Origin of the sequence: Paracoccus gahaiensis (assembly GCF_005048225.1) — a bacterium.
In the GTDB taxonomy this organism is placed as follows: Bacteria; Pseudomonadota; Alphaproteobacteria; order Rhodobacterales; family Rhodobacteraceae; genus Paracoccus; species Paracoccus gahaiensis.
In genome coordinates this window covers 185,659-211,313 of the sequence record NZ_SUNI01000004.1, presented here as the reverse complement: position 1 = coordinate 211,313, position 25,655 = coordinate 185,659, and the positions used below count along the sequence as shown (strand labels likewise).

Annotated in this window: 29 protein-coding genes; 16 read left to right on the top strand and 13 right to left on the bottom strand. The window is 69.8% G+C overall.

The genetic code is table 11. The features are described 5' to 3' along the window. Window positions 1–112: 112 nt before the first annotated feature. From fsa to FA743_RS07270, 5 genes are read left to right on the top strand one after another with little or no spacing between them, the layout of a single operon-like run. Entirely contained in the window at window positions 113–766 is a 654-nt protein-coding gene (gene fsa / locus FA743_RS07290; protein WP_136885207.1) for a fructose-6-phosphate aldolase, read from the top strand. 23 nt (window positions 767–789) lie between these two features. After that, a complete protein-coding gene (locus FA743_RS07285) occupies window positions 790–1,482 on the top strand; it encodes a DUF484 family protein (protein WP_136885206.1) in 693 nt (230 codons plus the stop codon). Then, entirely contained in the window at window positions 1,479–2,399 is a 921-nt protein-coding gene (locus tag FA743_RS07280) for a tyrosine recombinase XerC (protein WP_136885205.1), read from the top strand. Before FA743_RS07285 ends, FA743_RS07280 begins: the two co-directional genes overlap by 4 nt. Window positions 2,400–2,450: 51 nt before the next feature. Beyond that, window positions 2,451–3,029, top strand: a complete 579-nt coding sequence (gene msrA, locus FA743_RS07275; RefSeq protein WP_136885204.1) for a peptide-methionine (S)-S-oxide reductase MsrA — start codon at window positions 2,451–2,453, stop codon at window positions 3,027–3,029. 1 nt (window position 3,030) lies between these two features. Next, window positions 3,031–3,900 (top strand): 50S ribosomal protein L11 methyltransferase, encoded by an 870-nt coding sequence (locus FA743_RS07270; protein ID WP_136885203.1) that lies wholly within the window; start codon window positions 3,031–3,033, stop codon window positions 3,898–3,900. A gap of 89 nt (window positions 3,901–3,989) precedes the next feature. Here the strand turns inward: FA743_RS07270 and FA743_RS07265 are convergent, their stop codons facing one another. Next, window positions 3,990–4,187 carry a DUF1127 domain-containing protein gene (locus FA743_RS07265; RefSeq protein WP_136885202.1) on the bottom strand — a complete coding sequence of 66 codons (198 nt, stop codon included), beginning with the start codon at window positions 4,185–4,187 and terminating at the stop codon, window positions 3,990–3,992. 190 nt (window positions 4,188–4,377) lie between these two features. Beyond that, a complete protein-coding gene (locus tag FA743_RS07260; protein ID WP_136885201.1) occupies window positions 4,378–5,097 on the bottom strand; it encodes a 16S rRNA (uracil(1498)-N(3))-methyltransferase in 720 nt (239 codons plus the stop codon). Window positions 5,098–5,112: 15 nt separating this feature from the next. Between FA743_RS07260 and ubiA the strand changes: the two genes are divergently transcribed. The 3 genes from ubiA to FA743_RS07245 all read left to right on the top strand — a co-directional run bounded on the left by ubiA (window position 5,113) and on the right by FA743_RS07245 (window position 8,638). Continuing rightward, a complete protein-coding gene (gene ubiA, locus FA743_RS07255; protein ID WP_136885200.1) occupies window positions 5,113–6,051 on the top strand; it encodes a 4-hydroxybenzoate octaprenyltransferase in 939 nt (312 codons plus the stop codon). Window positions 6,052–6,113: 62 nt separating this feature from the next. Beyond that, the gene (locus tag FA743_RS07250; RefSeq protein ID WP_136885199.1) at window positions 6,114–8,324 is read left to right on the top strand and encodes an OmpA family protein; all 2,211 of its coding nucleotides are present in this window, start codon (window positions 6,114–6,116) and stop codon (window positions 8,322–8,324) included. Continuing rightward, the gene (locus tag FA743_RS07245; protein WP_136885198.1) at window positions 8,321–8,638 is read left to right on the top strand and encodes a hypothetical protein; all 318 of its coding nucleotides are present in this window, start codon (window positions 8,321–8,323) and stop codon (window positions 8,636–8,638) included. The genes FA743_RS07250 and FA743_RS07245 overlap by 4 nt, the downstream gene beginning before the upstream one ends. A gap of 112 nt (window positions 8,639–8,750) precedes the next feature. Here FA743_RS07245 and FA743_RS07240 read toward each other — a convergent pair whose 3' ends face one another. The 3 genes from FA743_RS07240 to smpB form a co-directional block, all read right to left on the bottom strand. Then, entirely contained in the window at window positions 8,751–9,932 is a 1,182-nt protein-coding gene (locus FA743_RS07240) for an amino acid aminotransferase (protein WP_136885197.1), read from the bottom strand. Window position 9,933: 1 nt separating this feature from the next. Continuing rightward, window positions 9,934–10,788 carry a 3-mercaptopyruvate sulfurtransferase gene (sseA, locus tag FA743_RS07235; RefSeq protein ID WP_136885196.1) on the bottom strand — a complete coding sequence of 285 codons (855 nt, stop codon included), beginning with the start codon at window positions 10,786–10,788 and terminating at the stop codon, window positions 9,934–9,936. Window positions 10,789–10,856: 68 nt separating this feature from the next. Next, a complete protein-coding gene (gene smpB / locus FA743_RS07230) occupies window positions 10,857–11,327 on the bottom strand; it encodes an SsrA-binding protein SmpB (protein ID WP_136885195.1) in 471 nt (156 codons plus the stop codon). 188 nt (window positions 11,328–11,515) lie between these two features. On the opposite strand from smpB, the gene FA743_RS07225 reads away from it, so the two are divergent. From FA743_RS07225 to FA743_RS07210, 4 genes are all read left to right on the top strand, one after another. After that, entirely contained in the window at window positions 11,516–13,174 is a 1,659-nt protein-coding gene (locus tag FA743_RS07225) for a thiamine pyrophosphate-binding protein (protein WP_136885194.1), read from the top strand. After that, entirely contained in the window at window positions 13,171–14,172 is a 1,002-nt protein-coding gene (locus FA743_RS07220) for a P1 family peptidase (RefSeq protein WP_136885193.1), read from the top strand. The genes FA743_RS07225 and FA743_RS07220 overlap by 4 nt, the downstream gene beginning before the upstream one ends. A 215-nt stretch (window positions 14,173–14,387) precedes the next feature. Beyond that, window positions 14,388–15,860, top strand: coding sequence for an NAD-dependent succinate-semialdehyde dehydrogenase (locus tag FA743_RS07215; protein ID WP_136885192.1), 1,473 nt, complete (start codon window positions 14,388–14,390; stop codon window positions 15,858–15,860). Window positions 15,861–15,994: 134 nt separating this feature from the next. After that, window positions 15,995–16,249, top strand: a complete 255-nt coding sequence (locus FA743_RS07210; protein WP_136885191.1) for a GlsB/YeaQ/YmgE family stress response membrane protein — start codon at window positions 15,995–15,997, stop codon at window positions 16,247–16,249. A gap of 72 nt (window positions 16,250–16,321) precedes the next feature. Here FA743_RS07210 and FA743_RS07205 read toward each other — a convergent pair whose 3' ends face one another. Further along, window positions 16,322–17,089 (bottom strand): DUF1013 domain-containing protein, encoded by a 768-nt coding sequence (locus FA743_RS07205; RefSeq protein WP_136885190.1) that lies wholly within the window; start codon window positions 17,087–17,089, stop codon window positions 16,322–16,324. Between the two features lie 187 nt (window positions 17,090–17,276). Between FA743_RS07205 and FA743_RS07200 the strand changes: the two genes are divergently transcribed. Beyond that, complete coding sequence (locus FA743_RS07200) at window positions 17,277–17,912, top strand: ribonuclease T2 family protein (protein ID WP_136885189.1); 636 nt, start codon at window positions 17,277–17,279, stop codon at window positions 17,910–17,912. A 170-nt stretch (window positions 17,913–18,082) separates the two neighbouring features. Here FA743_RS07200 and FA743_RS07195 read toward each other — a convergent pair whose 3' ends face one another. Together FA743_RS07195 and FA743_RS07190 are read right to left on the bottom strand one after the other, a co-directional pair. Next, complete coding sequence (locus FA743_RS07195; protein ID WP_136885188.1) at window positions 18,083–19,078, bottom strand: NAD(P)H-quinone oxidoreductase; 996 nt, start codon at window positions 19,076–19,078, stop codon at window positions 18,083–18,085. Between the two features lie 9 nt (window positions 19,079–19,087). Beyond that, on the bottom strand, window positions 19,088–19,741 hold the full coding sequence (locus FA743_RS07190) for a COQ9 family protein (protein WP_136885187.1): 654 nt from the start codon (window positions 19,739–19,741) through the stop codon (window positions 19,088–19,090). A gap of 92 nt (window positions 19,742–19,833) precedes the next feature. Here FA743_RS07190 and rpsU point away from each other — a divergent pair, with 92 nt between their 5' ends. After that, entirely contained in the window at window positions 19,834–20,040 is a 207-nt protein-coding gene (rpsU, locus tag FA743_RS07185) for a 30S ribosomal protein S21 (RefSeq protein WP_081994671.1), read from the top strand. Window positions 20,041–20,157: 117 nt separating this feature from the next. Here the strand turns inward: rpsU and FA743_RS07180 are convergent, their stop codons facing one another. Continuing rightward, window positions 20,158–20,970 (bottom strand): hypothetical protein, encoded by an 813-nt coding sequence (locus tag FA743_RS07180; protein ID WP_136885186.1) that lies wholly within the window; start codon window positions 20,968–20,970, stop codon window positions 20,158–20,160. A 103-nt stretch (window positions 20,971–21,073) separates the two neighbouring features. After that, the gene (locus FA743_RS07175; RefSeq protein ID WP_135311863.1) at window positions 21,074–21,535 is read right to left on the bottom strand and encodes an Lrp/AsnC family transcriptional regulator; all 462 of its coding nucleotides are present in this window, start codon (window positions 21,533–21,535) and stop codon (window positions 21,074–21,076) included. A 133-nt stretch (window positions 21,536–21,668) separates the two neighbouring features. Here FA743_RS07175 and ald point away from each other — a divergent pair, with 133 nt between their 5' ends. Then, on the top strand, window positions 21,669–22,787 hold the full coding sequence (ald, locus tag FA743_RS07170; RefSeq protein WP_136885185.1) for an alanine dehydrogenase: 1,119 nt from the start codon (window positions 21,669–21,671) through the stop codon (window positions 22,785–22,787). A 10-nt stretch (window positions 22,788–22,797) separates the two neighbouring features. Here ald and mscL read toward each other — a convergent pair whose 3' ends face one another. The 3 genes from mscL to FA743_RS07155 form a co-directional block, all read right to left on the bottom strand. Then, complete coding sequence (gene mscL / locus FA743_RS07165; RefSeq protein WP_136885184.1) at window positions 22,798–23,244, bottom strand: large conductance mechanosensitive channel protein MscL; 447 nt, start codon at window positions 23,242–23,244, stop codon at window positions 22,798–22,800. A gap of 117 nt (window positions 23,245–23,361) precedes the next feature. Continuing rightward, on the bottom strand, window positions 23,362–23,985 hold the full coding sequence (locus FA743_RS07160; RefSeq protein ID WP_136885183.1) for a DsbA family protein: 624 nt from the start codon (window positions 23,983–23,985) through the stop codon (window positions 23,362–23,364). A 34-nt stretch (window positions 23,986–24,019) separates the two neighbouring features. After that, window positions 24,020–24,544: a DUF721 domain-containing protein gene (locus FA743_RS07155; protein WP_136885182.1), complete on the bottom strand. Its 525-nt coding sequence runs from the start codon at window positions 24,542–24,544 to the stop codon at window positions 24,020–24,022. 160 nt (window positions 24,545–24,704) lie between these two features. On the opposite strand from FA743_RS07155, the gene FA743_RS07150 reads away from it, so the two are divergent. Beyond that, complete coding sequence (locus FA743_RS07150) at window positions 24,705–25,655, top strand: A/G-specific adenine glycosylase (protein ID WP_136885280.1); 951 nt, start codon at window positions 24,705–24,707, stop codon at window positions 25,653–25,655.

Below are 25,655 nucleotides of genomic sequence, written 5' to 3'. Positions count from 1 at the left end.
CGATAAAGACGAGGCCGGGCCCGGGTTGCAAGCCCCGGATGGGCGCGACCCCTTCCCGCGTCCCCCCATCTGCGGTAAGACCCGGACAAACCGCATCCAAGGAGGACGGGCCGTGAAATTCTTTGTTGATACCGCCGACATCGCCGCCATCAGGGAGCTGAACGAGCTGGGAATGGTCGACGGGGTCACCACCAACCCCTCGCTGATCCTGAAATCGGGTCGCGCCATCGCCGAGGTCACCGCCGAGATCTGCGCGCTGGTCACGGGTCCGGTCAGCGCCGAGGTCGTGGCCGAGAAGGCCGAGGACATGATCGCCGAGGGACGCCACCTGGCCAAGATCGCCGACAATGTCTGCGTCAAGGTGCCTCTGACCTGGGACGGCCTGAAGGCCTGCCGCGTGCTGACCGACGAGGGCCGCCAGGTCAACGTGACGCTGTGCTTCTCGGCGGCGCAGGCGCTGCTGGCGGCCAAGGCGGGGGCGACCTTCATCAGCCCCTTCATCGGGCGTCTGGACGACATCCATCTGGACGGGATGGAGCTGATCGGCGACATCCGCGAGATCTATGACAATTACGGCTTCGAGACGCAGATCCTGGCGGCCTCGATCCGCACGGTGAACCATATCGTCGACGCGGCCCGGATCGGCGCCGACGTGATCACCGCGCCCCCCTCGATCATCAAGACGATGATCACCCATCCGCTGACCGACAAGGGCTTGGCGCAGTTCGACGCCGACTGGAAGCAGAGCGGCCAGAAGATCCTGTAACCCGCCAGCGGAGGGCCAAGGCCATGACCGACGCGCTTGATCCCCCTCTGGACCCGGCGATCCGCGACCGGCTGCTGGCCGATCCGGGCGCCATCCTGGCCGACCGCGACCTGATGCGCGCGCTGGTCGCGGCACGCGAGGATCAGGCGGGCGCGAATGTCATCGACATCCGCGGCCGCGCGATGGAGGCGCTGGAAACCCGCCTCGACCGGCTGGAAATGACCCACGAGACCGTCATCGCCGCCGCCTATGACAATCTGTCGGGCATGGCGATGGTGCATCGCGCCGTGCTGGGCCTGCTGGAATCGGCCGATCTGGCCGAGTTCCTGGCCAGCCTGCAGACCGAGATCGCGCCCCTCCTGCGGATCGAGACGCTGCGCCTGATCGTCGAGGCCGATCCGTCCCTGTCCCTGCCGCCCGAGGCGGTCCGGGTGCCGCAGGGCAGCCTCGACCCCCTCCTTTCGGCGGGCCGTCGCGCGCCGCGCGGCAATGACATTGTGCTGCGGGACGCCCTGGTCCTGACCCGCCCCCTGCATGGCCGCACCATCGCCTCCGAGGCGCTGCTGCCGCTGGATCTGGGCGCGGACCGGCCACAGGCGCTGCTGCTGATGGGCAGCGACGAGGCGACCCGCTTCATGCCCGCGCATGGAACCGACCTGCTGCGGTTCTTCGCGCAGGTCTTCCGGCTGGTCCTGCTGCAGCATCTGCGCCGATGACCGGCCTGATGGCCCCCGCCACCGCCCATGCGCTGGATCGCTGGCTGGAGACCGAGGCCGCGACCCGCGACCGGTCCGACCACACCATCACCGCCTATCGCGCCGACCTGCTGGCTTTCCTGCAGTTCCTGGGCGGCTACTGGGCCGAGCCCGTGGCGCCCGCGGCCCTGGCCCGGCTGCGGCAGGCCGACATGCGCGCCTTTGCTGCCTCGGAACGCGGGCGGGGCCTGGGCGCCCGGTCACTGGCGCGGCGGATGTCGGCGGTGCGGTCCTTCCTGCGCTGGATCTCGGACCGCGAGGGGGTGGATCTGTCGGCGGCCCTGTCCACCCGCAGCCCGAAATACACCCGCAGCCTGCCCCGGCCCCTGACGCCCCTGCAGGCGCAGGACACGCTGGACCGTGTGGCGGGTCATGCGACCCCCTGGGTCGGTGCGCGGGATCTGGCAGTGCTGACGCTGCTCTGGGGATCGGGACTGCGCATCTCCGAGGCGCTGGCGCTGAACGGGACCGACTGGCCCTTTCCGCAGGGGCTGATCATCCGGGGCAAGGGCAGTCGCGAACGGCAGGTGCCGGTCCTGCCCGTCGCTCGCGTGGCAGTCGAGGAATATCTGCAGCTCTGCCCCTGGGGCCACCGGGTCGACCAGCCGCTGTTTCGCGGCATGCGCGGAGGTCGGCTGACCAGCGCGGCGGTCGAGGGAGCGATGCGGCTGGCCCGCGCCGAGCTTGGCCTGCCCGCAAGCGCCACGCCCCATGCGCTGCGCCACAGCTTCGCCACGCATCTGCTGTCCGCCGGGGGCGATCTGCGCACCATCCAGGAATTGCTGGGCCATGCCAGCCTGTCCACCACCCAGGTCTATACCGGGGTGGATGACGCGCGGCTGATGGCCGTCTATCACGCCGCCCATCCGCGCGGTTGAACCCCCGCCGCCCGACCCGCGTTTGCCCCCATCACGACACATGAGGCCATCATGACCGACCATGCGATCTTCCACCGCCCCCTGGGGACCAACCCGCCCGCCGGCTACGATCAGGCGATCTTCGGCATGGGCTGCTATTGGGGGGTCGAGCGCCTGTTCTGGCAGCAGGCCGGCATCTGGTCGACCGAGGTGGGCTTTGCCGGCGGCGATGTCCAGAACCCGACCTATGATCAGGTCAAGCGCGGCGATACCGGCCATGCCGAGGTCGTGCGGGTGATCTATGACAGCTCGCTGATCAGCTATGACCACCTGCTGCAGCTGTTCTGGGAAAACCACGATCCCACGCAGGGCGACCGGCAGGGCAATGACGAGGGCAGCCAGTACCGCAGCCTGATCGTCACCTTCACCGACATGCAGACCTCGGCCGCCGAGGCGTCCAAGATCGATTACGACAACCGTCTGGCGGTGCAGGGCTTCGGCAAGATCACCACGCAGATCATCGAGGGCGGCATCCCCTTCTGGCCCGCACACGAGGCGCATCAGCAGTATCTGGAAAAGAACCCGGACGGTTATTGCGGGCTCAAGGGCACCGGGGTAGAGGCCAGCATGCCCAACCCGGATCCGATCTGACATGGCCACCTATACCGCGCTGACCCACCTGCAAGGCCGCGAGGCCGCCGAGGCCCTGTCCGAGGCCTGTGAGGAGCTGACCCCCGAACCCGTCGGCACCGGCTTCTTCGAGATCGAGGACGGATCCGAACGGTGGGAGGTGGGCGTCTATTTCACCGAAGCGCCCGACGAGATCGCGCTGGCCCTGCTGGCGGCGGCCCATGGCGCGAACCCGTTCCTCGTCTCCGAGGTGCCCGATGTCGATTGGGTGGCGCATGTGCGGCGCGAGCTGACCCCGGTCCGGGCCGGGCGCTTCTATGTCCATGGCAGCCATGATGCCGACGACATCCCCGCCGGCGCCGAGGCCCTGTGCATCGATGCCGCGATGGCCTTCGGCACCGGCCATCACAACACCACCAAGGGCTGCCTCGAGGCGCTGGACCGGCTGGCGACCGAGGGCTTTACCGCCACCCGCATCGCCGATATCGGCTGCGGCACGGCGGTTCTGGCCATGGGGGCGGCGCGGATCTGGCAGGTGACGGTGCTGGCCAGCGACATCGACCCGATGGCGGTGGACACGGCGGCGGCCAATGTCATCGCCAACGGGCTGGACGGGCGCGTGGTCTGCATCGAGGCAGCGGGGTTCGACCATCCGACGATCGAGCAAGCCGCGCCCTATGATCTGGTGCTGGCCAATATCCTCAAGCAGCCGCTGATCGACCTGTCGGGCGACATTGCCCGCCACGTGGCGCCGGGCGGCAGGATCATCCTGTCGGGCATCCTGACCACGCAGGCCGACGAGGTCACCGCCGCCTATGGGGCGGCAGGCTTCGCGTCTGATCGGCGCGACGATCTGGGCGACTGGACGACGCTGGTGATGACCCGCAGCTGATCCCCGGGCCATCCCCTTCGGACATGAAAAAACCCCCGCGAGCGTTCTGCCGTGGGGGTTCGTTCGTCTTGGAAGGGTCGGTCGTGGCGTCAGACGCCGCGCGCAATCCGCTCGATGTCGCCGCGGCACAGACCGATATCGTCCAGCTCGCGGTCAGACAGGCGGCCCAGCTCGCGACGCGTCACGCGGGTTTCGCGCCAGGACGCGAACAGCGAGACGATCTGCGCTGCGACGTTGCCCACGCCTCCGGCAGCGGTGGCGCTGCGGTTCGTTTCGATCGTCGACATCATATCACCTGTTTTCAGTTTGCCCTGTCAGCGGGCACATTTCGGATACACAGGAGATAGTTTGGGCAGCCCGCAAAGAGTAGCCGCGAAACCGGCAACCCCGCTATGCGAATCCCGCAGCGAAAGCGTTGATTTTCGTCGCAATCCCGACACATAGCCCGAATTTTGCCCGGTTTGCGGGCAAAGTGCCTCAGCGCCAGTCGCCCAAGGCGGCCTGCCACAGCGCCAAGGCCGCAACCGCTGCCGTATCGGCGCGTAGGATGCGGGGGCCTAGGCTGACCGGGGTGACGAAGGGCAGGCGCGACAGATGCGCCCGCTCGGCGCCGGAGAACCCGCCCTCGGGGCCAATCAGGATGGCCCAGGGTCCGGGCGGCAGGCCGGCCAGCGCTTCGGCCGGGCCCACCCGCGCTTCGTCGGCCCAGAGGATGCGGCGCGCGGGATCCCATCCGTCCAGAAGCTGCGCCAGAGGCAAAAGGTCGGCCACCGGGGGCACGAAGGTGCCGCCGCATTGCTCGGCCGCCTCGACGGCATGGGCCTGCAGGCGGTCCTGGCGGATGCGTTCGGAATTGGTGTGATCGGTCGAGACGGGCTGGATGCGGGCTGCGCCCATCTCGGCGGCCTTCTCGACGATGAAATCGGTGCGGGCCTTCTTGATGGGCGCAAACAGCAGCCACAGGTCGGGCGGGTCCTGCTGCGGCCCGGTCTGCGCCCCGACGTCAAGGCTCCCGCCGCGCTTGCCCGCCTCGGCCAGCGTCGCGGCCCATGCGCCGTCGCGCCCGTTGAAGACCGTCACCGCGTCGCCCGCACGCAGCCGCATGACGCCCGTCAGGTAATGTGCCTGCGCCCCGTCCAAGGGGACGGGTTGCCCCGCGACCAGCGGCTGATCTATGTAAAGCCTGATCCTTGCCATGATGGGTGCGACGCTATGCAAAGCCGGACCGAAAGGCCAGACGCCGTCGTCGACGCGCCTGCCGACAACTGGGTGGACCGCTTCGCGCCGCCCCGGACGCGCCCCTGGCTGAGGCTGAGCCGCGCCGACCGGCCCATCGGCACCTGGCTGCTGCTGCTGCCCTGCTGGTGGGGGATCGGGCTGGCGATGATGGCCGACGCGCCGCGCCTGTTCGACCTGTGGATCGCGCTGGCCTGCACCATCGGCGCCTTCGTGATGCGCGGCGCGGGCTGCACCTGGAACGACATCACCGACCGGGCCATCGACGCGCAGGTGGCGCGGACGCGGTCGCGGCCCCTGCCCTCGGGGCAGGTCGGGCTGCGCGGCGCCTATCTGTGGCTGGGGCTTCAGGGGCTGGTCGGGCTGGCGATCCTGGTCACGCTCGGCCAGGCGGCGGTCTGGATGGGGGTGGCCTCGCTGGCACTGGTGGCGATCTATCCCTTCGCCAAGCGCTTCACCTGGTGGCCGCAGCTGTTCCTGGGCTTTGCCTTCAACTGGGGCGTCATGCTGGCTTATGCCGCGCATATGGGGCGGGTGGATGCGGCCCCGGTCGTGGCCTGGCTGGGCGCGATCGCCTGGACGATCTTCTACGACACCATCTATGCCCATCAGGATGTCGAGGATGACGCCCTGATCGGCGTGCGGTCCACCGCCCGCCTCTTCGCGGATCGCAGCCCGCAGATCCTGGCGGGATTTGCCGTGGTGGCGGTGGCGGTGCTGGCGGTGGCTATCGGCCTGACCGGTCGCAATCAGTTGATGGGCTGGGCGGGCGTGCTGGCCTTCGGGCTGCACCTGATGTGGCAGTTGCAGAAGTTCCGCCCCGATCAAGGGGATATCTGCCTTGAACTGTTCAGATCCAATCGCGATTCCGGGCTGATTCTTGCGCTGTTTCTTGCCGTTGCGGGTCTGGCGTGATTGCGCCAGCCCCGACCCGGCGCTAGACGTGCCGCGCTTGCAACAGCCACAGGTTTTTTCGCATGCCCACCGCGCGCCGCCGCCTGTCCACCTCTCTGGCCACGATCGTGATCCTGGCCGGCGGGGCCGGGCTCAGCTGGGTGGGCGCCGAGGCGGCGGCCACCTATCTGGAGGACCGGGCCGCCCGCGACGTGACACAGGTCCTGGCCGCGCAGGGACATGACTGGGCGACGGTCGAGGCCGACGGGCTTCTGGTGCGTTTGACCGGCACCGCCCCCTCCGAGGTCGATCGTTTCCGCGCCGTGACCCAGGCCGCCACCGTGGTGGATGCGGGGCGGGTGCTGGACCGGATGACCGTCGCCTCGGTCGAGGCGATGACGCCACCCGAGTTCACCATCGAGCTGCTGCGCAGCGACCGGGGCATCTCGCTGATCGGGCTGGTGCCCGCCAGCACCGACCGGGCCGCGATCCTGCGCACGCTGCGGCTTGGGGGCGGCGAGGTCACCGATCTGCTGGAGGCCGCCGATCATCCGGCGCCCGAGGGCTGGGACGCGGCGCTGAGCCTGGGGCTGCAGGCGATCGAGATGGCCGGGCAGTCCAAGGTCTCGATCACCCCCGGCCAGGTCCGCGTCGCGGCGCTGGCCGCCGACCGGGCCGATCAGGGCCGGCTGGAGGCGGCCCTGCGGCAGGCGGCGCCCGCCGATCTGACGCTGGATCTGCAGATCGCGGCCCCGCGCCCGGTGATCGCGCCCTTCATCCTGCGCTTTGCGATGGATGGCGACGGCGCCCGCTTCGATGCCTGCGCGGTCGATGACGAGGCCGCGCGCGACCGCGTGGCCGAGGCCGCGCGCAGCGCCGGGATGCAGGCCCTGCCCGATTGCGTGCTGGGCCTGGGCGTGCCGACCGAGGACTGGGCCGATGCGGCGGTGGCCGCGATCACCGCCGTGGCCAGCCTGGGCCAGGGGCAGGTGACGCTGTCCGATACCGACGTGGCACTTGTCATGCCGGCAGGCGTGGACCGCGCACGCTTCGACATGGTGGCGGGCCAGCTGGAGGGCGCCCTGCCCCCCGCCTACCGCCTGGAGGCGCAGTTGCTGGAGGCCGAGGCCGCCCCCGTGCCGGTCGCCTTCGAGGCCAGCCTTGCCCCCGCCGGCAGCCTGTCGATGCGCGGGCGGATCGCCGATGCGCAGATGCGGCAGGCGGTGGACAGCTTTGCCCGGTCGCGCTTTCAGGTGGCGCAGAGCGGGCTGCAGACCGATCCGCAGGTGCCGGGCGGCTGGACCGTCCGCGTCATCGCCGGGCTGGAGGCGATGGATGCGCTGCAATCGGGTCAGGTCCGGGTCACGCCGGACATGATCGCGCTGAGCGGCGTCTCGGGCGATCCCCATGCAACCGACCGCGCGGCGGCGCTGCTGTCGGACCGGCTTGGGGCGGGGGCGCGCTACGAGTTGACGATCGGCTACGACCGCCGGCTGGATCTGGCCTTGGGCCTGCCCGATGGCGAGGACTGCGTGGCCCGGCTGAACCTGATCATGTCCGAAAGCGAGATCGGGTTCGAGCCCAGCAGATCCTCGGTCGCGGGCGATCCGGCCCCGACCCTGGCCCGGTTTTCCCGGGCGATGCAGGATTGTGCCGAATTCCAGATCGAGGCGGGCGGGCATACCGATTCGCAGGGGTCCGAGGGGTTCAATGCCGAATTGTCGCGCAGCCGGGCACAGGCCATCGTCTCGGCCATGGACGAGGCCGGGATCGACACCGCGAACATGACCGTGCGCGGCTATGGCGAAAGCCGCCCCATCGCCACCAACGAGACCGACGAGGGCCGCGAGGCCAACCGCCGCATCGAGTTCCGCCTGCTGTCCCCGCACCCCGTCCGCAGCGAGGCCCTGCCCGCGCCGGTGGTGGTCAGCGGCGTCACCGGCGAGATCGTGGTGCCGCCGCCGCCGGACGGCCCGCCGCCCGCCATGGCCGGCGCGATGCAGGGGCCGCGCATGCCGCCGGTCATGGGTCCCGTGATGCCGCAGGCCATGGGTCCGATGCTGCCCGAGGCGCCTGCGCAGATGCAGGGCCCGCAGCTGCCCCACAGCCGCGATGCCTCGGGCATGGTGCCGATGACCGTGGGCGTCAGCGAGGAATTCCAGACATTGGAAGCGCGCGAGGAGAGCCTGCGGGTTCCCGTCCTCGACGCCGATCCAGCCACACCGCGCCCCGGTGCCCGCCCCGCCAGCGTGGCCGGCCGGACGGGCGCCGCAGAGGAGCCGACCGACGAATGACCCGATCGGAATTCATCACCGTGACCGCGCTGATCCTGTTCGGGGCCTTCCTTCTGGGCTGGCTGGCCAGCTGGCTGGTCCACAGGCTGGCCCGTCCCGCCCGGGCGGACATGACCGAACTGGACCGCATGGCCCATCAGATGCACGAGGCCGAGGAGGCGCGCGAGGCGATGCTGGTCGTGCTGGAGGACCGCACCGCACGGCTGGCCGCGTCCGAGGCCGAGCTGGAGACGGCGGTGCAGGGGCTGCGCGACAGCCGCAACGAGATCGAGGAACTGCGCGACTATATCGAGCGGGCCTTGGCGCGGCGGTGAGGGCGGCAGGGGGGCGCTCGCGCCCCCCGTCGCGTCCCGCGACTCCCCCCTGAGGATATTTATGGACCGCTGCAGGGGGCTAGGGGGGCAATGCGCCCCCGCCCGCCCGCCGTCAGATGCCGGCGTCGATGATCGCGCGGGCCAGGATCGGGACGGTGTCGCGATTGAGGCCCGCGATGTTGAGGCGCGAATCACCGACCATGTAGATGGCCGCGTCGGTCTTCAGGGTGGCGACCTGTTCGGGGGTGGCGCCCAAGCGCGAGAACATGCCGCGGTGATGGGCGATGAAGTCGAAGCGGTCGCTGCCCGACAGGTCGCGCAGCTGGGTCGCCAGCTGGTCGCGCAGGCCCAGCATGGTGCCCCGGACCTCTTCCAGTTCCGCGGCCCAATCGGCGCGGAGCGCCTCGTCGGTCAGGATGGTGCTGACGATGCGGGCGCCATGGTCGGGCGGGAAGGAGTAGTTCTGGCGGTTCAGATAGGCCATCGAGCCCTGTGCCAGATCCCGCGCCGCGGTGTTCTCGGCCAGCGCCATCAGCAACCCGGTGCGCTCGCGGTAGATGCCGAAGTTCTTGGAGCAGGAGGCGGCGATCAGCACCTCGGGCAGGCGGGCGGCGATCAGGCGCGTGCCCTCGGCATCCGCATCCAGCCCGTCGCCGAAGCCCTGATAGGCCAGGTCGATCAGCGGGATGGCCCCGGAGGTCTGCAGGATGTCCGCCACCTCGGCCCATTGCTCCAGCGTCAGGTTGGCGCCGGTCGGGTTGTGGCAGCAGCCGTGCAGCAGGACGATGTCGCCCTTGGCGGCCTGCGCGATGTCGGCCTTCATCCCCTCGAAATCGACGCCGCGGGTGGCGGCATCGAAATAGCGGTATTCGGTGAAGGGCAGGCCCATGAACTTCATGATGGACAGGTGGTTGGGCCAGGTCGGGTCCGAGACGAAGACCCGCACGTCCGGATTGGCCAGCCGCGCCAGTTCCAGCGCCTGGCGGATCGCGCCGGTGCCGCCCACGGTCGCGACCGAGGCCAGGCGGTCGGCGGGCACCTCGGACAGGATCATCGAGGCCAGCGCGCTGCGGTAGTCGGGATCGCCCGCCAGACCGGTATAGGCCTTGGTGGTCTGGGTCTCCCAGATGCGGTGCTCGGCGGCCTTGACGGCGCGCATGACCGGGGTGACGCCCTGCGGGTCCTTGTAGACGCCCACGCCCAGGTCGATCTTGCCCTGGCGGGTGTCGGCCTTGAACTCCTCGATCAGCATCAGGATCTTGTCGGGGGCTTGGGCCGTGAGGTTGGACAGCATGTCAGGCGTCTCCGGTTGCGATGTTCAGGTCGGGATAGCTGCCCCATTCGGTCCAGCTGCCGTCATAGAGCGCGTGGTTGCGGTGGCCGATCCGTTCCAGCGCGAAGGACAGGATCGCGGCGGTCACGCCGCTGCCGCAGGTGGTAATGGCGGGCTTGGTCAGGTCGACCCCGGCCTCCTGGAAGGCCGTGCGCAGGGCGTCGGGGTCGATCATCGTGCCGTCGGCGTGGAACAGCCGGCCGAAGGGCAGGTTGCGGGCGCCGGGGATATGGCCCGCGCGCAGGCCGGGGCGCGGCTCGGGCGCGTCGCCCCGGAACCGTTCGGGGGCGCGCGCGTCGATGATGTGGTGATCGTCCAGCTTGGAGGCCGCCGCGACCTGCGTCACGTCGCGCACCAGGCCCGCCTGCCGCTGCACGGTGATGTGGCGGTCGCGCAGGACGGGGGGCATGTCCTCGATCGCGCGGCCCTCGGCCTGCCACTTGGACAGGCCGCCATCCAGCACGGCCACGTCGGTCTTGCCCATCAGGCGGAAGGTCCACCAGACGCGGAAGGCGCTGCGCACGTCGGAGTTGTCATAGATGACCACCTGATGCCCGTCGCCGATGCCCATCGCGCGCATGCGGCTGATGAACATCTCGACCGGGGGGGCCATGTGCGGCAGTGCGGAGCGCTGGTCGCTGATCGCGTCGATGTCGAAGAAGCGCGCGCCGGGGATATGGGCCGCGTCGTATTCGGCGCGGGCCTCGCGCCCCGAGGCGGGCATGTGCCAGCTGGCGTCGATGATGCGCAGGTCGGGATCCGACAGATGCGCGGCCAGCCAGTCGGTCGAGACCAGTGTCTTGGGATCGTCCTGCATCGCCCTGAGCCCCCTGCTGTGCCGCCCCGATCTACAGGGGCGCGCGCAGGGCTGCAATGCCGCAGGGGCTATCCCTGCTTCAGAAGCCGCTGTTTCTGGCGGTTCCAGTCGCGATTGGCGCTGGTTTCGCGCTTGTCGTGGTTCTTCTTGCCCTTGGCGACGGCGATCTTCAGCTTCACGATGCCCCGGTGGTTGAAATACATCACCAGCGGGACCAGCGTCATGCCCTCGCGCGCGGTCGCCTGCCACAGACGGGCCAGCTCGCGCGACTTGACCAGCAGCTTGCGGCGGCGGCGCTCCTCATGGCCGAAGACCCCGGCCCGGGCCAGCGCGGCGATATAGCCGTTGACCAGCCACAGCTCTCCGCCCTCGACCGAGGCATAGCTTTCGGCGATGTTGGACTGGCCGGTGCGCAGGGACTTCACCTCGGACCCGGTCAGCATGATGCCCACCTCGAGATCGCTTTCGATGAAGTAATCGAAACGCGCCCGCCGGTTTTCCGCGATCACCTTGTAGTTCTTGTCGTCATCCTTGGCCATGACCGTGTCAGATAGGGTCGGCGGGGGCCGGTGTAAAGGTTTCCCCGCATCGGCGGCGCCTTGCGCGGGCCGGCAGGGGGACAGCGGATCGCATCTTGCACTTTTGTCGGAGGGGCGCCTTGATGGCGCCAAGGGCGCGGCGGTCAGGTCCGCCAAGCGCCGGATCCACGGGATGAGGGGGGTAAGTCATGCGGCATGGCGGGCAGGTTCTGGTCCAGGCGCTGCGGGCGAACGGGGTGACGCGGGTCTTCTCGGTGCCGGGCGAAAGCTTTCTGGCGGCGCTGGACGGGCTGCATGACAGCGGCATCGCCAATATCGTCTGCCGCCACGAGGGCGGGGCGGCGATGATGGCCGAGGCGGCGGGCAAGCTGACCGGGCGGCCCGGCGTGGCCTTCGTCACGCGCGGCCCCGGCGCCACCAATGCCAGCGCGGGCGTGCATGTGGCCCAGCAGGACAGCACGCCGATGATCCTGTTCGTGGGCCAGATCGCGCGCGGCGACCGCGACCGCGAGGCCTTCCAGGAGGTCGATTACCGCGCCATGTTCACGCCCCTGGCCAAATGGGTGGCGCAGATCGACCAGACCGACCGGATCGCGGAATATGTCGCCCGCGCCTTCCATGTGGCGCAGTCCGGGCGCCCCGGCCCGGTCGTGCTGGCCCTGCCCGAGGACATGCTGTCGGACCGGACCGACAGCCCCGACCTGCCCCCCGCCCGCCTGCCCCTGTCCCATGTGGCGCCCGAGGCGGTGCAGGCCGTCGCGGATGCCCTGTCCTCGGCCCGGCGCCCGCTGGTCGTCGCGGGCGGCAGCCTGTGGTCGCAGGCCGCCGCCGACGATCTGGCGCGGTTTGCCGCCGCGTGGGATCTGCCGGTGGCGGTGCCCTTCCGCCGGCAGGACCGCATGGACAACTGCCTGCCGCACTATGTGGGCGATCTGGGGGTGGGGATGAACCCGGCCCTGGGCGCGGCCCTGGCCGAGGCGGACGTGATCCTGTCGCTCGGCTCGCGGCTTGGGGATACGCTGACGGATGGCTACGCGCTGATGGACCCGGTGCGCCCGCATGCGCGGATCATCCATGTCCATCCCGATCCCGACCAGCTGGGCCGGCTGTGGCGGGCCGATCCGGGGCTGGTGGCCGATCCGCGCCCGGTGGTGGCGGCCTTGGCCGGGTGCGAGGCCCCCGCCCCGCGCTGGTCCGACTGGCGCACCCGCCTGCGCGGCGCATATGAGGCCTGGCAGACGCCCCGCCCCACCCCCGGCGCCCTGCGGATGGAACAGGTGGTGACATGGCTGGCCGACACCCTGCCCGCCGATGCCATCGTGACCAACGGCGCGGGCAACTATGCATCCTTCCTGCACCGCTATTACCGATGGCAATGCTTCGGCACGCAGCTGGCCCCGACCTCGGGCTCGATGGGCTACGGGCTGCCGGCGGCGATCTCGGCCAGCCTGGCGCATCCGGGGCGGATGGTGGTCTGCCTGGCGGGCGACGGCTGCCTGCAGATGACTGTGAACGAGCTGTCCACCGCCGCGCAATACGGCGCCACCCCCATCGTGCTGGTGGCCAACAACGGCCGCTACGGCACGATCCGCATGCATCAGGAACGCCATTACCCGGGCCGCGTGTCGGGGACGGACCTCTTCAACCCCGATTTCGCGGCGCTGGTGCGCGCCTATGGCGGGCATGGCGAGCTGGTCGAGCGCGACGAGGATCTGGCCCCCGCCTTCGAGCGCGCCCGCCTGTCGGGCCGGCTGTCGCTGATCGAGCTGCGCCTGGACCCCGAGGCGCTGACCCCCGGCGCCACCCTCTCGCAGACCCGCGACGCAGCGCTGGAACGACAATCATGATCCCCGGCCCGCGCAACCTGATCACCGATGTGGCCGGGCTGCGCGTGGGCAACGCGCAGGACGTGGTGCTGCGATCGGGCGTGACGGTGCTGACCGCCGACCGGCCCCTGGCCGCCAGCGTCCATGTGATGGGCGGCGCGCCGGGCACGCGCGAGACCGTCCTGCTGGCGCCCGACAAGCTGGTGGGCGGGGTCGATGCGCTGGTGCTGTCGGGCGGCTCGGCCTTCGGTCTGGCCGCCTGCGACGGGGTGATGGAGGCGCTGCATGCCGCCGGGCGCGGCTTTGCGGTGGGCCCGGCGCGGGTGCCCATCGTGCCCGGCGCCATCGTCTTCGACCTGCTGAACGGCGGCGACAAGGACTGGACCGCCAACCCCTATCCGGCGCTTGGCCGGGCGGCCTGGACGGCGGCGGAGGCGGATTTTGCCTTCGGCAGTGCCGGAGCGGGGCTCGGGGCGCTGACCGGCGCGCTGAAAGGCGGGCTGGGCTCGGCCTCGGCGGTGCTGGACAGCGGCGTCACGGTGGGCGCCCTGGTCGTGGTGAATGCCCTCGGGCGGCCCACGGTGGGCGAGGGTCCGCATTTCTGGGCCGCCCCGTGGGAATTGGAGGACGAATTCGGCGGCCTGGGGCTGCCCCGCCACTTCCCCGCCGCCCACGAGCCCTCCCCCGACAAGCGCCTTGGCGAGGCGACGACCATCGCCATCGTGGCCACCGATGCCGCCTTGGACAAGGCCGGGCTGCAGCGCATGGCCATCGCGGCCCATGACGGGTTGGCCCGCGCGCTGGTGCCCAGCCATACGCCCTTGGACGGGGATCTGGTCTTTGCCGTCTCGACCGGCACACGGCCCCTGCCCGACCCGCTGGTCAATCCGCTGGCCGATGCCTTCGCGCTTGGCCATGCGGCAGCCTGCGTGCTGGCCCGGGCGATCGCGCGGGGCGTCCATGCCGCCCGGCCGATGACCGGTGACCTGCAACCCTGCTGGCAATCGCGGTTCGGATGAAAAAAAGGGCGGCGCGACTGGCGCACCGCCCCCGAGAGATCGCCAAGAGGGACAGCCCGGCGATTGGAAGGTCAACGCCGCGTCGCGCCGGAAGGTTGCCGGTCAGACCGAGGCGCCCGGTTCACATTTCCGTCACATGCCCCTTGGCCGGGGGCGCTTTGACAAGGCGCCATGGGCGTGGTCATCTGCGCCGACCCCAGCCTTCCGAGGACCCCATGACCAAGCATTCCACCGATCTCAAGACCCTCCTGCGCGATCCCTCGCTGCTGGAGACCCGCGCCTTCGTGGCCGGCGCATGGGTCGATGCCGATGACGGCGCCACCTTCGAGGTCCTGAACCCCGCCCGGGGCGACGTGATCGCGACGGTGGCCGATCTGGGCCGGGCCGAGGTCGCCCGTGCCATCGACGCCGCCAAGGCCGCGATGACGGACTGGGCCGCCCGCCCCGCCAAGGAACGGTCGCAGGTGCTGCGCCGCTGGTTCGACCTGATGATGGAGAACCAGGACGATCTGGGCCGCATCCTGACCGCCGAGCAGGGCAAGCCGCTGGCCGAGGCCAAGGGCGAGATCGCCTATGGCGCCAGCTTTATCGAATGGTTCGGCGAAGAGGCCAAGCGCGTCTATGGCGAGACCATCCCCGGCCACATGTCCGACAAGCGCCTGACGGTCATCCGCCAGCCGATCGGCGTGGTGGGCTCGATCACGCCGTGGAATTTTCCCAATGCGATGATCGCCCGCAAGGCAGCGCCGGCGCTGGCGGTGGGTTGCGGCTTCGTGGCCCGTCCGGCGGCGGAAACGCCCCTGTCAGCGCTGGCCATGGCGGTGCTGGGCGAACGCGCGGGCCTGCCCGCGGGCATCCTGTCGGTCGTCACCTCGTCGCGGTCCAGCGATATCGGCAAGGAGTTCTGCGAGAACCCCCTGGTGCGCAAGCTGACCTTCACCGGCTCGACCGAGGTCGGGCGCATCCTGCTGCGCCAGGCGGCGGATCAGGTGATGAAATGCTCGATGGAGTTGGGCGGCAACGCGCCCTTCATCGTCTTCGACGATGCCGATCTGGATGCGGCGGTCGAGGGCGCGATGGCCTGCAAGTTCCGCAACAACGGCCAGACCTGCGTCTGCGCCAACCGCATCTATGTGCAGTCCGGCGTCTACGACGCCTTTGCCGAAAAGCTGGCGGCGGCGGTGGACAAGCTGCGCGTCGGCGACGGGCTGGAGGACGGCACCACCACCGGCCCGCTGATCAACGAGAAGGCCGTCGAGAAGGTCGAGGACCACATCCGCGACGTGACCGGCGGGGGCGGCAAGGTGCTGACCGGCGGCGCCCGCATGGAGGGGCTGTTCTTCCAGCCCACCATCGTCACCGGCGTGACCGATGCGATGAAGGTCGCGACCGAGGAAACCTTCGGCCCCCTGGCCCCCCTCTTCCGCTTCGAGACCGAGGACGAGGTGGTCGCGGCGGCCAACAACACCATCTTCGGGCTGGCCGCCTATTTCTATTCCCGCGAGATCGGCCGCATCACCCGCGTGCAGGAGGCGCTGGAATACGGCATCGTCGGCGTGAACACCGGCATCATCTCGACCGAGGTCGCCCCCTTCGGCGGCGTCAAGCAGTCGGGCCTGGGCCGCGAGGGCAGCCGCCACGGGCTGGAGGACTATCTGGAGATGAAGTACGTCTGCCTGTCCGTGTGATGCCGGTCTGTGACGGTTCGCAGACAGTCGCGGTTGCGTTCCAACCCGGTCGGGAACGGAACCGCCCCTGTCTGCATTGTTGATGCGACGGGCTGCCGCAGGGGTGGTCCAAACGCATTTCAAAGGGACATCACATGGCCGGTATGGGCTGGATTCTGTCGATCATTCTGGGCGCGATTGCGGGCTGGATCGCTGAAAAGATCATGAAGTCGGATCATGGTCTGCTGACGAACATTATCCTGGGCATCCTGGGTGCCGTTCTGGGTAACGCGATCCTGCGCATGATCATGGGCACCACGACCTACAGCGTGCTGGGCCAGCTGATCGTCGCCGTCATCGGTGCCTGCATCCTGATCTGGGGCTATCGCGCGATCCGCGGCCGCACCTGATCGGGTCCTGATTCCGAATGGAAAAGGCCGGGCATCTGCCCGGCCTTTTTCATGCGCAAGGGTGAGACGGCCTCAGCGGCGACCGCCCTTGTCGCCGTCATCGTCCTCATCCTCGTCGCCCGCCTCGGCATCGGGCAGGTTGAAGAAGCTGTCGGCATCGCGCGGCGGCTCGGGGCGCTTGTCCTCGCGCGACAGGCTGAAGTTCTCCAGCCCCGCGATCGAGCTGGGCAGGCGCGGCTCGTCGCCCATCGCCAGCGAGGTCTCCGTGCTGACCAGCTTGCGCCGCTCGTCATCGGTCATGACCCCGCCTTCGGCCGCCTTCTTCTTGGCCGCCTTCTGCACCGCGGCGTCCAGCTCGGTCTGACGGCAGAGGCCCAGGGCCACCGGGTCGATCGGCTGGATGTTGCCGATGTTCCAATGCGTGCGCTCGCGGATCGAGGCGATGGTCGGCTTGGTGGTGCCCACCAGCTTGGCCACCTGCGCATCGGCCAGTTCGGGGTGGAACTTGACCAGCCAAAGGATCGCGGCGGGGCGGTCCTGGCGCTTGGACAGCGGCGTATAGCGGGGCCCGCGGCGCTTTTCCTCGCCCTCGGCGGCGGGGTTGTGCTTGAGGCGCATGCGATAGATCGGGCTGGCCTCGGCGCGCTTGATCTCCTCGGGGTCCAGCTGGTTCGAGGCGACCGGGTCGAAGCCCTTGACCCCGGCGGCCACGTCGCCATCGGCGATGCCCTGGATCTCCAGCTCGTGCAGACCGCAGAAATCGCCGATCTGCTTGAAGCTGAGCGTCGTGTTGTCGACCAGCCAGACGGCAGTGGCCTTGGCCATCAGCGGCTTGCTCATGTCAGTCTCCTTCGCGTGTCTCATGTCCCGAGCATGGGGGTGTAGGCCGGAAAAACGGCTTTGGCGGCTGCCATTCCTCGTTTTCGGGGGGAATTGCCGGGTCGTATAGCGATTCCAGGGGCCGGGGAAAAGAGGATTCGCACGATTGCCCCGTGCCCTGGCGCCGCAGCCGGGCTAGGATGGGGCCATGCGTGCATCCTGTCTGGCCCTGGCCCTCCTGCTGATCCCCCTGCCCCTCGCCGCCCGCGATGTCGCGGGGCAGTTCGATTACTATGTCCTGGCGCTCAGCTGGCAGCCCGCATGGTGCAGCGCCACCGGCGACGAGCGCGGCGCCGCGGAATGCCGCGGCGGCACGGCGACGGACTTCACCGTCCACGGGCTCTGGCCGCAGCACGAGCGCGGCTGGCCGCAGGACTGCCCGACCGCCGAGCGCGACCCCTCCCGCCGCGACAGCGCGGCCATGGCCGACATCATGGGATCTCCGGGGCTGGCCGCCTATCAATGGCGCAAGCACGGTCGCTGCACCGGCCTGTCGGCCACCGGCTATTACGCCGCCACCCGCGACGCGTTGGAGGGGCTGCGCGTGCCACCGGTCTTCGACGCGCTCGACCGCGACATCACCCTGCCCCCTGCCGTCGTCGAGGAGGCCTTCCTGGAGGCCAATCCCGGCCTGACCGCCGACGGCGTCACCGTGACCTGCCGCGACGCGGCCCTGTCCGAGGTCCGCATCTGCCTGACCCGCGATCTGCAACCCCGCCCCTGCGCGCCCGATGCCCGACGCGATTGCGACCGTGCGCGCGTGCTGATGGAAGCGTTGCGCTGATCCCGACACCCGCTTTTGCGTCCCGCGACGGCCGGGGGCGCTTCGCCCCCCGGACCCCCCGAGGATATTGAAACCAAGGCGAAACCGCACACGGGTCCGGCGCGGGAGGAAAGGCAGAACCGTGCTGCTTGGGTCTGCAAATATCCCCGCCGGAGGCATCCGGCCGCGCCTCAGGCGCCGTCGCCGGCCACGTTCAACACGATCTTGCCGATGTGATCGCTGCTTTCCATGCGGCGGTGGGCCTCGGAGGCCTCGGCCAGGGGGAACTCGCTGTCGATGGTCACACCCACCGCGCCTGCGCCGATCATCGGCCAGAGCTGCTTGCGCAGCCGGTCGGCGATCTCGGCCTTGGCCACGTCGGACTGGGGGCGCAGGGTCGCGCCGGTGACCGTCAGGCGGTTCACCATGATCTGGGCGAAGTTCAGCTCGACCTTGGGGCCTTCCAGGAAAGCGATCATCACCAGCCGTCCGTCTTGGGCCAGTGACTTGATGTTGCGCGGGATGTAGCTGCCGCCCACCATGTCGAGGATCAGGTCCGCCCCGCCCGCCTCGGTCAGGATCTTCACGAAATCCTGGTCGCGATAGTTGATGGCCGTGGCCCCCAGGGCCCTGATGGCGGCGCATTTGTCGTCGCTGCCGGCGGTGGCGAAGACGCGGGCGCCAAGCGCGCGGGCGATCTGGATCGCCATCATGCCGATGCCCGAGGTGCCGCCATGGACCAGGAACCGCTCGCCCCCCGTCAGCCGGCCGCGCTGGACCACGTTGGACCAGACGGTGAAGGCGGTCTCGGGCAGGCAGGCGCCCTCTCGCAGGGCCAGGCCCCTGGGGATGCGCAGGGCGTGGTCGGCGTGGCAGACCGCATATTCGGCATAGCCCCCGCCCGGCAGCAGCGCGCAGACCTGCTCGCCCTTCTTCCAACGGGTCACGCCCGCGCCCATGCCCACGATCTCGCCCGAGGCCTCCAGCCCCGGCAGGTCCGACGCGCCGGGCGGGGGCGCGTACTGGCCCGAGCGCTGCAGCACATCGGGACGGTTCACCCCGGCATAGGCGATCCGGATCAGGATCTGGTCATGGCAGGGGACCGGCACGGGGCGGGTCGTGGCGCGCAACTGGTCGGCGGCGCCGGGGGCGGCGATCTGGATCGCGGTCATGGTGTCGGGGAACATGGTCTCTCCTTAGCGGATCTTGCCGGGAAGCGCGCGGTCGCGGGGCGCCTTGATCCAGCCGAAGGCCGCATCGGTCAGCCGCGAGGCGCCGGGCAGGCGCCGCAGCCTGGCCTTGACCGTCTCGATGCTCATGATCCCGTCGATGCGGCGGTCGATGAAGCCGCGCGTCTCGGCCTGACCCTCGGACTCGTCGCCCAGCCAGAACAGCACCGTGGCCGAGATCACCGCCGCCAGGGTGGCGCGCTTGGAATACCAGTTCACGTCCTGCGAGCGGTCGCCGAGGCCTGTCCAGATGACATCCGCCGTCTCCCAGACCAGCTTCGAGGCCAAGGCCGCGTTCTGCGGCAGGGCCAATGTCGCGGCCCCCGCCCGGACCAGTTCGGGATCGACCAGCTGCAGGCGCTGCCAGACGGCCTGGGCCACGCGGTCGCGGAAGCGCCCCTCGGGCGGGGCGGCGGCCAGGGTCTGGCGCAGGGCCTGATCGGCGCGGCGGTGATAGGCGGCGGCCAGCCCGGCCCCGCCCTGCGGGAAATGCACCCGCGCCAGGGCCGGGCTCATGCCGATGTCGCGGGCGCCCGCGGCCAAGGCTAGGTCGTTCATCCCCTCGAAGGGCACGTGGATCAGCGCGGCCTCCAGAAGCGCGTCTCGGTCGGTCTGGGTCATGCATACCTCGTCTGGACAAATGCGCCCGCTGCTGTTAGGGGGACGCTTCCTGCAATCTATCAACTCTAACCTAGGAAGGTGGTGACAACCACATGCAGGTCAATGTTCGCGACAACAACGTCGAACAGGCGCTTCGTGCTCTGAAGAAAAAACTTCAGCGCGAAGGTGTCTTCCGCGAAATGAAGCTCAAGCAGCATTTCGAGAAGCCGTCGGTCAAGAAAGCCCGTGAAAAGGCCGAGGCCGTTCGCCGTGCCCGCAAGCTGGCCCGTAAAAAGGCACAGCGCGAAGGCGCGCTGTAAGACGACGCGATCTTGTGTCATTTGAAAACCCCCGCGACGGCGTGTCGCGGGGGTTTTCTTCATTCAGGCGGCCGGGTTGCAGCGGATCGGGGTGATCGCGCCGCAGGGCCGGAGGGGTCAGCCGTCGCTGTCGCCCTCGCCCCCGTCCGAATCGCCGCCGCCCGAGTCGCCGCCATCGGAGTCGCCGCCATCGGACCCGCCGCCATCGGAGTCGCCGCCGGACTCACCACCGGACTCGCCGCCTTCGGACCCGCCGCCGTCCGAATCGCCGCCATCCGAGTTGGAACCATCAGATCCACCATCGGCCCCGCCCCCTTCGGAGCCGCCATCGGTCCCGGCACCCTCCGAGCCGCCGTCGTCAGACCCGCTGTCCTCCGACCCCTCGGGCGTATCGCCGGACCCGTCGGTGGCCCCATCTGCAACCCCGTCGGCGGGCGTGTCGGTGCCGTCCTCTGCCGCATCCTCGCCCGGGGCCGTCGCGTCCTCGCCCGGGGTCGTTCCGCTGCCGGTGGGCGCGCCTGCCAGATCACCCGCGGACGAGCCCTCGGGCTCGGCCCGCGTCTCGACCCCGTCGACCGACACGAGCCGCGCATTGGCGGTGCTGTAGACCAGCTCGATCGGCACGCCGGCGCGCTGCGCGGTCACGGTCAGGATCGGGCCCTCGCGCTGGATGAAGATGTCGGAATAGCCCTGCCCGGTCAGCGTGTCCGCGATGGCCTGGTAATTCTCGATACTCTCGAAGCGGGGATAGTCGCTTTCGCGAATGAACCCGCCCGAGGGCTGCTCTTCCAGCGCATCGTCGGGAACGATGACGCTGTTGCCCTGCGGCGTGTCGATGGTCGTGGTCTGGGCCAATGCGGTGGTCGCCAGAAGGCTGGCGGTCGCGGCAATCTGCGTGCCCCGCAGCAGGGCTTTGAACGGCGTGGTCATGATCGTGGCCTCCCATGGCTGTTATGTCTGCGCTTGAAACGCCGCAGCGGCCGGAAGGGTCCGGTGGACCGGCACATAATCGCGACAATCTGACGCAACCCGGTCAGACGGGAATGGCGGTCGTGCGAAAGACGGTGCGCAGGGCGAAGCTGGAATGCATCTGCGCCACGCCGGGCAGGCGCGACAGATGCTGGCGGTGGATGCGGGCGAAGTCGTCGGTGTCCTCGACCACGATCTTGAGCAGGTAATCCGCCGTGCCGGCCATCAAGTGGCATTCCAGCACGTCAGGGATGGTGCGCACGCCGCGCTCGAAGGCATCCAGCACCTCGTCGGCCTGGCCCGACAGCGTGATCTCGACGAAGACCGTCGTCTGGCGGCGCAGCGCACGGGCGTCCAGCAGCGCCACATAGCCCGAGATCACCCCCGCCTCCTCCAGCCGCTGCACCCGCCTGTGGCAGGCCGAGGGGGACAGGTGGACCCGCAGCGCCAGCTCGGCATTGCTGATTCGCCCCTCTTTCTGAAGAAGGGACAGGATGCGTCGGTCTGTTGCGTCAAGATCGGCCATGGCGGCAGTTTCTTCGATCCCTCCGCCGCATTCCAGCAGGTTCTTCGACGCGGGTGGCGCCGGGGCGGCCAGCTTCGCAGCACCTTGCGGGCCAGGGGTGTCAGGATGGGGCAAATGGATCAGGGAGAGAGCCATGAAGATCGGATGCCCCAAAGAGATCAAGCCGCAGGAATTCCGCGTCGGCCTGACCCCCGCCGCCGCCGCCGAGGCCGTGGGACGCGGCCATGAGGTGCTGGTCCAGACCGGCGCGGGCGAGGGCGCGGGATTTGCCGACAACGACTATACCGATGCGGGCGCGCGGATCGTGCCGGATGCGGCCTCGGTCTTCGGTGATGCGGACCTGATCATCAAGGTCAAGGAGCCGCAGGCGGCCGAGCGGCGGATGCTGGCGCGGGGGCAGATCCTGTTCACCTATCTGCATCTGGCGCCCGATGCCGACCAGACCCGCGACCTGCTGGACAGCGGCGTGACCGCCATCGCCTACGAGACGGTGACGGATGCGCGGGGCGGCCTGCCTTTGCTGGCGCCGATGTCCGAGGTCGCGGGGCGGCTGGCCCCCCAGGTCGGATCATGGGCGCTGCAGAAGGCCAATGGCGGGCGCGGCGTGCTGATGGGCGGCGTGCCGGGCGTGCGGCCCGCGAATGTCGTCGTGATCGGCGGCGGGGTCGTGGGCACGGCCGCGGCGCGCGTCGCGGTGGGCATGGGCGCCAACGTGACGGTCATGGACCGCTCCGTGCCGCGCCTGTCCTTTCTGGACGACATCTTCATGGGCCGCCTGACCACGCAATTCGCCAGTGCCGCGGCCACGGCCGAGGCGATCCGCAGCGCCGACATGGTGATCGGGGCGGTGCTGATCCCCGGCGCCGCCGCCCCCAAGCTGATCAGCCGCGACCAGCTGGCCACCATGCCGCCGGGCGCGGTGCTGGTCGACGTGGCCATCGACCAGGGCGGCTGCTTCCAGACCTCGCGCGCCACCACCCATCAGGACCCGATCTACGAGGTGGACGGGATCGTGCATTACTGCGTGGCCAACATGCCCGGCGCGGTCGCGCTCACCGCGACGCAGGCGCTTGGCAACGTGACGATGCCGCATCTGCTGGCGCTGGCCGACAAGGGCTGGCGGCGCGCGCTGAGCGACGACGCGCATCTGCGCGCGGGCCTGTCGGTGCACGAGGGGCAGCTGACCTCGCCCCCGGTGGGCAAGGCGCTTGGGCTGGAGGCGATCACCCCCGACGCCCTGCTGGGGCAGTAGGCGCGGCGCGTCAGACCGGACTGGCGCGATCGGCCAGCAGGTCGCGGATCTGCGCCAGCAGCTCCTCCTGGCTGGGGCCGGTGGGGGCCACGGCCTCCTCGGCCTTCTTCTCGCGCACGGCCAGGCTTTGCAGGCGGTTCACGCCCTTGACCAGCAGGAAGACGGCCCAGGCCACGATCAGGAAGTTCAAGAGTGCCATCAGGAACGAGCCATAGGCGAAGATCGCCGCGCCGGAATCCCGCGCCGCCCCCAGGCTGGCGTTGTCGGGCACGCTGCCCGACAGGACGAAATACTTGTCCGTGAAGTCGATGCCGCCGGTCATCAGGCCCAGGATCGGATTGATCAGGTCGACGACCAGAGAGTTGACGATGCCCGTGAAGGCCGCGCCGATGATGATGCCCACGGCAAGGTCGATGACATTGCCGCGGGCGATGAAGGTCTTGAATTCCTGAATCATGACTGACGGTCCCTGATGACGCGCGACGCCCCGAGGCGCCACGCGCGAACTGTGCCGCCGGTCCGGACGAAATTCAATCGTCCGAAGAGGGACCGGCCAAAGCGCGCCGGTCGGGCCTTACTCGGCGGCGGGCTGGGCCTCCGCCAGCTTCTCGTCGATGACGGCCTTCATGCTGTCCCACGGCTGGTTCGAGACCTTCTCGCCGCCGATGATGAAGGTCGGGGTGGCCTCGATCTCGTCGGCGGTGGCATTGGCCTGGAAGGTCGCGATCAGCTGCTCGACCTTGCCGGTGTCGTTCCAGCAGGCGGTCATCTGATCCTCGGTCATCCCGGCCTTCAGGCCGATCCGGCGCAGGTTGGCGGCGATCTCGTCGCCCGTGCCCCCGGCCAGCCAGGTGGCCTGCTCGTCGAACAGCATCCCCGAGACGGGATAGAAGCGGTCATCCCCGCCGCAGCGCGCCAAGATCCCCGCCCACAGGCCGGGCTGGTCGAAATAGACGTCGCGCTGCACGAAGCGGACCATGCCGGTGTCGATATAGTCGGCCTTCAGCTGCGGATAGACGTCGGTGTGGAAGTTGGCGCAATGCCCGCAGGTGAAGCTGGCATATTCGATCATGGTCACGGGCGCGTCCTCGGCGCCCTGCGCGATGTCGGGCAGGGTCTCGGGGGTGGCGGCCTCCTGGGCCAAGACGGGGGCGGCCAGGGTCAGCGCGAAGACGGTCGCGGCAGAGCGGAGAAACATGGGACGTCCTTTCAGGGTTGTCATGTCGGGTCGGTCAGGTCTTGCGGCTGGCGACGTTCAGCGCCAGCTGCGCCATGGCCTGAGCCAGGGTCGGATCGGTGAACTGCTGCGCCACGCCCTCGGCCCGCGCCAGCAGCGCGGGATCGGGGGCCTTGGGCGCGCGCGGCGCATGGGCGAAGGCCGCCTGCCCCTCGGCAAAGCCCGAGGCGGCGGTCTGGGTCAGGGTGATCCGCTGCACGGCGTTGTAGCCATAGCAGGCGTTCACCCGGTCGCGCAGCTGCGGCAGCTGCATCTCCACCATGGGGGCCATCGGCCCGGTGGTCAGCAGCGTCAGCGTGGCGCCGAACCCGCCGCGCGAATGGCTGACGCGCACGGGGCGCGTCACGGCGGCCAGCTGCGGTCCGGCGATCTCGGCCCAGTTGGTCAGCAGGCGGGCCACGGCGAATCCCCGTCCCTCGGCCGCCTTCTGCACGCGGTCGGCCAAAAGCGTGGCCGCCGCCTGGAAGCCGCGGCTGCGGCGACGGGGCCGGGTCTTGGATGTGCCGGACGGGTGGGCCATGGGCGCCTTTGCTGCTATCACGCCCTCATCCTTAGCCAGCCATCCCCCCGGATGAAAGCGCGCCTGTCCGAAAGAGCCCACATAATTGCGTGAAAGCAAGGTGATCGCCCCCGTCCTTCTGGCTTGGTATGACCGCCATGCCCGCGCCCTGCCTTGGCGCATGCCGCCGCAGGGTGCCGCCCCCGATCCCTATCGCATCTGGCTGTCCGAGGTGATGCTGCAGCAGACCACCGTCGCGGCGGTCAAGGCGTATTTCCTGCGCTTCACGACGATCTGGCCCACGGTGCAGGCGCTGGCCGCCGCGCCCGACGCGCAGGTCATGGGCGAATGGGCGGGGCTTGGATACTACGCCCGCGCCCGCAATCTGCTGGCCTGCGCCCGCGCCGTGGCCGATCTGGGCGGCTTTCCCGACACGCGCGAGGGGCTGACCGCCCTGCCCGGGATCGGCCCCTATACCTCGGCGGCGATCGCGGCCATCGCCTTCGACCGCCCCGAGACGGTGGTGGACGGCAATGTGGAACGCGTGGTCTCGCGCCTGTTCGCCGTGCAGACGCCGCTGCCGCGCGCCAAGCCCGAGCTGGTGGCCCTGGCAGAAACGCTGACGCCCCAGCAGCGGCCCGGGGATTACGCGCAGGCGATGATGGATCTGGGCGCGACGATCTGCACCCCGCGCCGGCCCGTCTGCGCGCTGTGCCCGGTGAACGAGCATTGTGATGCGCGCCGCCAAGGCATCGCCGCCGACCTGCCGCTGAAGACCCCCAAGGCGCCCAAGCCCCTGCGGCAGGGCACCGTCTGGCTGGCGCGTCAGGGCGCCTCGCTGCTGCTGGAACATCGCCCGCCCAAGGGGCTGCTGGGCGGCACGCTGGCCTTTCCCTCGGCGGGCTGGGACGGGCGCGACCTGCCGCCGCCGGGCCCGGCCCGCTGGCGCGAGATCGGACAGGTGCGCCACGTCTTCACCCATTTCACGCTGGACCTGACGGTGCGGATCGGCGATCTGACCGGCAATCCGACGCGCGGTGAACTGGTCCGCCTGCGGCAGATCGACCGCGAGGCCCTGCCCGGCCTGATGCGCAAGGTCTGGGATATGGCGCAGCCGCATCTGAGGGGCTAG

Coding starts and splice junctions, on each gene's coding strand:
- FA743_RS07265 (WP_136885202.1), bottom strand. CDS start 4,187: ATGTCGACGATCGAAACGAACCGCAGCGCCACCGCTGCCGGAGGCGTG.
- FA743_RS07200 (WP_136885189.1), top strand. CDS start 17,277: ATGCGTGCATCCTGTCTGGCCCTGGCCCTCCTGCTGATCCCCCTGCCC.
- rpsU (WP_081994671.1), top strand. CDS start 19,834: ATGCAGGTCAATGTTCGCGACAACAACGTCGAACAGGCGCTTCGTGCT.
- FA743_RS07215 (WP_136885192.1), top strand. CDS start 14,388: ATGACCAAGCATTCCACCGATCTCAAGACCCTCCTGCGCGATCCCTCG.
- FA743_RS07195 (WP_136885188.1), bottom strand. CDS start 19,078: ATGTTCCCCGACACCATGACCGCGATCCAGATCGCCGCCCCCGGCGCC.
- FA743_RS07280 (WP_136885205.1), top strand. CDS start 1,479: ATGACCGGCCTGATGGCCCCCGCCACCGCCCATGCGCTGGATCGCTGG.
- FA743_RS07190 (WP_136885187.1), bottom strand. CDS start 19,741: ATGACCCAGACCGACCGAGACGCGCTTCTGGAGGCCGCGCTGATCCAC.
- FA743_RS07205 (WP_136885190.1), bottom strand. CDS start 17,089: ATGAGCAAGCCGCTGATGGCCAAGGCCACTGCCGTCTGGCTGGTCGAC.
- FA743_RS07160 (WP_136885183.1), bottom strand. CDS start 23,985: ATGTTTCTCCGCTCTGCCGCGACCGTCTTCGCGCTGACCCTGGCCGCC.
- FA743_RS07210 (WP_136885191.1), top strand. CDS start 15,995: ATGGCCGGTATGGGCTGGATTCTGTCGATCATTCTGGGCGCGATTGCG.
- smpB (WP_136885195.1), bottom strand. CDS start 11,327: ATGGCCAAGGATGACGACAAGAACTACAAGGTGATCGCGGAAAACCGG.
- FA743_RS07245 (WP_136885198.1), top strand. CDS start 8,321: ATGACCCGATCGGAATTCATCACCGTGACCGCGCTGATCCTGTTCGGG.
- ald (WP_136885185.1), top strand. CDS start 21,669: ATGAAGATCGGATGCCCCAAAGAGATCAAGCCGCAGGAATTCCGCGTC.
- FA743_RS07220 (WP_136885193.1), top strand. CDS start 13,171: ATGATCCCCGGCCCGCGCAACCTGATCACCGATGTGGCCGGGCTGCGC.
- FA743_RS07150 (WP_136885280.1), top strand. CDS start 24,705: ATGCCGCCGCAGGGTGCCGCCCCCGATCCCTATCGCATCTGGCTGTCC.
- msrA (WP_136885204.1), top strand. CDS start 2,451: ATGACCGACCATGCGATCTTCCACCGCCCCCTGGGGACCAACCCGCCC.
- FA743_RS07270 (WP_136885203.1), top strand. CDS start 3,031: ATGGCCACCTATACCGCGCTGACCCACCTGCAAGGCCGCGAGGCCGCC.
- FA743_RS07260 (WP_136885201.1), bottom strand. CDS start 5,097: ATGGCAAGGATCAGGCTTTACATAGATCAGCCGCTGGTCGCGGGGCAA.
- FA743_RS07240 (WP_136885197.1), bottom strand. CDS start 9,932: ATGCTGTCCAACCTCACGGCCCAAGCCCCCGACAAGATCCTGATGCTG.
- FA743_RS07225 (WP_136885194.1), top strand. CDS start 11,516: ATGCGGCATGGCGGGCAGGTTCTGGTCCAGGCGCTGCGGGCGAACGGG.
- ubiA (WP_136885200.1), top strand. CDS start 5,113: ATGCAAAGCCGGACCGAAAGGCCAGACGCCGTCGTCGACGCGCCTGCC.
- FA743_RS07175 (WP_135311863.1), bottom strand. CDS start 21,535: ATGGCCGATCTTGACGCAACAGACCGACGCATCCTGTCCCTTCTTCAG.
- FA743_RS07250 (WP_136885199.1), top strand. CDS start 6,114: ATGCCCACCGCGCGCCGCCGCCTGTCCACCTCTCTGGCCACGATCGTG.
- mscL (WP_136885184.1), bottom strand. CDS start 23,244: ATGATTCAGGAATTCAAGACCTTCATCGCCCGCGGCAATGTCATCGAC.
- FA743_RS07285 (WP_136885206.1), top strand. CDS start 790: ATGACCGACGCGCTTGATCCCCCTCTGGACCCGGCGATCCGCGACCGG.
- FA743_RS07180 (WP_136885186.1), bottom strand. CDS start 20,970: ATGACCACGCCGTTCAAAGCCCTGCTGCGGGGCACGCAGATTGCCGCG.
- sseA (WP_136885196.1), bottom strand. CDS start 10,788: ATGCAGGACGATCCCAAGACACTGGTCTCGACCGACTGGCTGGCCGCG.
- FA743_RS07155 (WP_136885182.1), bottom strand. CDS start 24,544: ATGGCCCACCCGTCCGGCACATCCAAGACCCGGCCCCGTCGCCGCAGC.